This is a genomic window from Curtobacterium sp. A7_M15, assembly GCF_030705415.1.
In the GTDB taxonomy this organism is placed as follows: Bacteria; Actinomycetota; Actinomycetes; order Actinomycetales; family Microbacteriaceae; genus Curtobacterium.
The window spans coordinates 2,819-7,867 of the sequence record NZ_JAUZED010000138.1; the positions used below are offsets into that span (position 1 = coordinate 2,819).

General features: G+C 72.8%; 4 protein-coding genes. 3 read left to right on the forward strand and 1 reads right to left on the reverse strand.

The genetic code is table 11. The annotated features are described in order from the left end of the window. Window positions 1–65: 65 nt before the first annotated feature. Window positions 66–1,403: an MFS transporter gene (locus tag Q7F20_RS16765; protein ID WP_305741206.1), complete on the reverse strand. Its 1,338-nt coding sequence runs from the start codon at window positions 1,401–1,403 to the stop codon at window positions 66–68. Window positions 1,404–1,482: 79 nt separating this feature from the next. Here Q7F20_RS16765 and Q7F20_RS16770 point away from each other — a divergent pair, with 79 nt between their 5' ends. The 3 genes from Q7F20_RS16770 to Q7F20_RS16780 are packed head-to-tail and all read left to right on the forward strand — an operon-like array spanning window position 1,483 to window position 4,993. Beyond that, window positions 1,483–1,854, forward strand: coding sequence for an FKBP-type peptidyl-prolyl cis-trans isomerase (locus Q7F20_RS16770; protein ID WP_305741207.1), 372 nt, complete (start codon window positions 1,483–1,485; stop codon window positions 1,852–1,854). Further along, on the forward strand, window positions 1,854–2,690 hold the full coding sequence (locus tag Q7F20_RS16775) for an aldo/keto reductase (RefSeq protein WP_305741208.1): 837 nt from the start codon (window positions 1,854–1,856) through the stop codon (window positions 2,688–2,690). Before Q7F20_RS16770 ends, Q7F20_RS16775 begins: the two co-directional genes overlap by 1 nt. A gap of 59 nt (window positions 2,691–2,749) precedes the next feature. Beyond that, window positions 2,750–4,993 carry an ATP-binding domain-containing protein gene (locus tag Q7F20_RS16780; RefSeq protein WP_305741209.1) on the forward strand — a complete coding sequence of 748 codons (2,244 nt, stop codon included), beginning with the start codon at window positions 2,750–2,752 and terminating at the stop codon, window positions 4,991–4,993. The last annotated feature ends 56 nt before the right edge of the window (window positions 4,994–5,049 follow it).

Here is a 5,049-nt window from a genome sequence, read left to right on the forward strand (position 1 = left end):
CGCGGTGCGGGCCCGCACCGCGCCTCCAGTCCGACGGCGGTCACGTCCAGCGGCCGCTCCGCCGGTCAGTTCGCGTGGGGGTGCCGTGCGTCGTACCGACGGAAGGACGGCACCGCGCGGAGCAGCAGCGCGACCAGACCGATGATCAGCACGCCGCCGATGATCGGCGGGTACGCGATCCCCGCGGCGACCACGAGCCCGGCGTAGAGGTCGCCCAGTCGCGGGCCGCCCGTGACGACGACGATGAAGATGCCCTGCAGGCGCCCGCGCATGCCGTCCGGCGAGGCCGCCTGCAGGATCGTGTTCCGGAACACGGAACTGACGTTGTCCGCGCCGCCGGCCGCCGCCAGGAACAGCGCCGCGAGACCGAGCGCCGGCAGGATGCCCGTGCTGAACGCGTCGCCCTCACGGCCGCCGAGGGCACGTGCGCAGGCGATGACGACGCCGAAGGCGGCGATCGCCCCGCCGTACGCGGTGATCGCCCAGCCGACCGCCTCGCCCTGGCGCCGGACGTGCCCGAGCGGCCCGGAGAAGACGCTCGAGAGCAGGGCGCCGATCGCGTACGCGGCGGTGAGGGTGCCGACGGTGATCGACCCGCCGCCGATCACGAGCGCGCCGATCGCGGGGAACAGCACCCGTGGCTGGCCGAACGTCATCGCGACGATGTCCAGCACGAACGTCATGGTGATGTTCCGGGAGCGTCGGAGGAACCGCGCCCCCTCGACGAGCGAGCCGAGCCCCGGACGGAGGGCGTCCCGGTCGGCGGCCATCCGCGGCAGGGTGAACACGCCGAGGAACGCGAACGTGAACAGCACCACGTCGATCGTGTAGGTCGGGGCGAAGCCGACGGCCGCGATGAGCACGCCGGCGACCGCTGGACCGACCGTGACCTGGAACCCCGAGGCGATGCCACCCAGGGCGCTCGCCGCCGGCAGCAGGTCCGTGCCCACCAGCCGCGGAACGATCGCTGAGCGGGACGCGTTGCTCACGGTCGCGGCGACGGCGTTGACCGTGGCGAGGACGTAGAGCAGGGCGACGCTGTGCAGCCCGAGCCAGGCGTGCGTGGCGATCAGGGCGACCGCCGCCCACGCGACCACGGCGGACACGAGCGCCACGGTCCGCCGGTCGAACGCGTCGGCGAGCATGCCGCCGTACAGACCGGCGACGATCATCGGCACCAGGGCGATCACGCCGACGAGGGCGACCGCGAAGGTGGACCCGGTGATGTCGTAGACCTCGAGGCCGACGGCGACGGTGGTCATCTGGGTGCCGATGCCGGCGATGGCGGTGCCGAGCCAGAGCCGGGCGAACGCGGGGGAGCGGCGGAGCGGGGTGAGGTCGGCGAGCAGGCGGCGTCGACGCTCGCCGGTCGGAGTGGAGCCGGTCGGTGTGGATGATGTCACGGTGGAACCATTCTGGGGCCTGCGGCGGTCTCCGTGGGTGTGCGGCGCCGTCTCTGCGCTCTCTGGTTGACTGGCGGACATGACTGACCTGAACAGCAAGCCCGAGTTCGACGCCCCCGAGGGCCCCGCCCCCACCGATCTCGTCATCACCGACATCGTCGAGGGCTCCGGCGACGTGGCCTCCGCCGGGTCGACCGTCAAGGTGCACTACGCCGGCGTCGAGTACGAGTCGGGCGAGGAGTTCGACAGCTCGTGGAACCGTGGCGAGCCGATCGACTTCCCGCTCGCGGCCCTGGTGCGCGGCTGGCAGGAGGGCATCCCCGGCATGAAGGTCGGCGGGCGCCGCAAGCTCGTCGTCCCGCCGGAGCTCGCCTACGGCCCGGCCGGCGGCGGTCACTTCCTGTCCGGCAAGACCCTGATCTTCGTCATCGACCTGCTCGGGGTCCGCTGATGCAGGTCGGCGCCCCGACCATCGAGCTGAACGACGGCCACCGGTTCCCGGAGCTCGGCCTCGGCACCTACGGGCTGAACGGCGACGAGGGCGCTGCCGCCGTGGGCACGGCGATCGCCGGTGGCTACCGACTGCTCGACACCGCCCTGAACTACGGCAACGAGGACGCCGTCGGCAAGGCCGTCCGCGAGTCGGACGTGGCGCGCGAGGACCTCGTCGTGACGTCGAAGCTCCCCGGCCGTCACCACGGCTACGACGAGGCACACCGGTCGATCGACGAGACCCTCGGCAACCTGGGACTCGACTCGGTCGACCTGTACCTCATCCACTGGCCGAACCCGTCGGTCGACAAGTTCGTCGACACCTGGAAGGCGTTCGTCGACCTCCGCGACAGCGGCAAGGTCCGCTCGATCGGCGTCTCGAACTTCACGCCGGAGCACCTGCGCCGCATCGTCGACGCGACCGGTGTCGCCCCTGCCGTGAACCAGGTCGAGCTGCACCCGTACTTCCCGCAGGGCGAACTGCGGAGGGTGCACCAGGAGCTCGGCATCGTGACCGAGAGCTGGAGCCCCCTGGCGAAGCGGTCGGAGCTCCTCACCGAGCAGCCGATCGTGGACGCAGCCGCCGCGCACGGGGTCACCCCCGGGCAGGTCGTGCTCCGCTGGCACGTCCAGATCGGTGCCGTCCCGGTTCCGAAGTCCGGCGACGCGGCACGGCAGCGCGAGAACCTCGACGTCTTCGGGTTCGAGCTGACGGACGACGAGGTCGCGGCGATCTCGGGCCTCGAGCGCGGACGACTCTGGGACGGCGACCCGGACACGCACGAAGAGATGTAGGAAGCCCCACTCCGGGACGGGGGGACTACACTGGGTTCCCCTGTCCCGAAGGGTTGTGTGTGTCCGAACCGACCGAGATCGACCGCGAGCGCGGCTACGTGGACGGCCTCTTCGGCCGTCTGGACGAGCTGACCGCCGAGGCCGAACAGCGTCTCGCCGAGACCCGCCGTCAGGCGGTCGGCGGGAACCACCAGAGCCGCAGCGAGCGCGATGCGTACGCCCGGCTCTACGAGGACACCATCGCCACGCTCGAGCGCGTCGGCGACCGCCTGGTCTTCGGGCGGCTCGAGGTGTCCGAACCGGACAGCGACGAGGACGCCTTCCGCTACATCGGCCGCGTCGGCCTGCGGGACCGCGACCACCGGCCGCTCCTGCTCGACTGGCGCGTCCCCGGAGCGAGCGCCTTCTACCAGGCGACCGCCGCGCACCCGATGGGCATGCGCGCCCGCCGGCACCTGACACTCGACGGCCGCAGTGTCGTCGGCATCGAGGACGAGGTCTTCGACGCCACGCTCTACGACGACGAGCGCACGCACCTGCAGGGCGAGGGCGCGCTCCTCGCCGCCGTCACCGCCGAGCGCACCGGCCGCATGACCGACATCGTCGCGACGATCCAGGGCGAGCAGGACCGGATCATCCGCTCCCCGCTCGAGGGCGTGCTCATCGTCCAGGGTGGCCCCGGCACGGGCAAGACCGCCGTGGCCCTGCACCGTGCGGCCTACCTGCTGTACTCGTACCGCGAGCGGCTCCGGGGCTCCGGCGTGCTCATGGTCGGCCCGTCGCCGGCCTTCCTGACGTACATCGAGCAGGTGCTCCCGTCGCTCGGCGAGACCGGCGTGGTGATGGCCTCGCTCGGCTCGCTCTACCCGGGCGTGCACGCCACACGGCACGACCAGCGTGACGTCGCCGCCGTGAAGGGCTCGGCCGAGATGGCGCAGCTCCTCCGTCGCGCGGTCCGGTCGCGCCAGGTCGTCCCCACCGAGTCCGTCACGCTCGACATCGAGGGGGAGCGGCTCGTCGTCCCGCCCGAGCTCGTCGCCGACGCCATGAAGCGGGCGCAGGACCGCGGGAAGCCCCACAACGCCGCCCGCGTCACGTTCAACAAGACCGCGCTCGACGCCATGACGCGGCTGCTCGCCGAGCAGCTCCGCCAGCGCGGCACGACGGTGGACGAGGCGGACGAGAAGGTCCTGCGCGAGGACATCCGGTCGTCCTACGACGCCCGCGTGCTGCTCAACACCGCGTGGCTGCCGCTGCCGCCCGAGAAGCTCATCGAGGACCTGTACGCCCGGCCGAACTGGCTCGCGTCACTCACCCCGCACTGGACCCCGGAGCGACGCGCGCTGCTGCTCCGTGCCCGAGGCACCGAGTTCACGGTCGAGGACGTCCCGCTCCTCGACGAGGCCGCGGAACTCCTCGGTCCGTTCGACCCCACCGGCGGCGCCGCCAAGCGGGCGGCCAAGGCGAGTCGGAACCGCGACATCGAGAACGCCCGGCAGGCCATCGAGAACATGGGCGTCGAGGGGATCGTCACCGCCGAGCAGGTCGCCGGCTCCTTCGCAGAGGGCGGCGACCCCCGCTCCACCGCCGAGCGCGCCGCCGAGGACCGCGAGTGGACCTACGGCCACATCGTCGTCGACGAGGCGCAGGAGCTCTCCCCGATGCAGTGGCGTGTGCTCGCCCGCCGCAACCCGCTCCGGTCGTTCACCATCGTGGGGGACATGGCGCAGGGGTCCTCGCCCGGTGCCGCTCGCACCTGGGACGACGTCGTCGGCGCCCTCGCCCGCCGTCGCCGGGGCCGTGCGCCGCAGGTGCCGATCGAGCACCGCGTCGAGGAGCTCACCGTCAACTACCGCACTCCGCGCTCCATCGTCCTCGCGGCGGGGGAGTTCGCCGACGCGGCGGGGCTGACGGTCACCAAGACCGAGGCCGTCCGCGACGGCGACCCCGTGCAGCGCGTCACGTCCGGTCGGGCCGAGGTGCTCGACACGGTCGCTGCGCTCGTCGAGGCCGAACGGGCCGCGATCGGGAGCGGCACGACCGGTGTGATCGTGCCCGAGGCCGACGTCGACGCCGTCCGGGAGCGGTTGGCCCGGACCACGGCGGACGTGCGGTCGCTCGGGTCGCCGCGGCCGGGCTCGGTCACGGTGCTCACGGGTGCCGATGCGAAGGGCCTCGAGTTCGACGGCGTGCTGCTGGTCGACCCGGAGCGGGTCGGCGCGGACGCGGCACGTGCGGCTGCCGCCGTCTACGTCGCCATGACGCGGCCGACGCGGCGGTTGACGGTCGTCGACGTCGTCTGAGTGCGGGCCGCGCGGTGCCGCGCTGGCCGGCCGTGCCGCGCTGGCGGCGCGTGGCC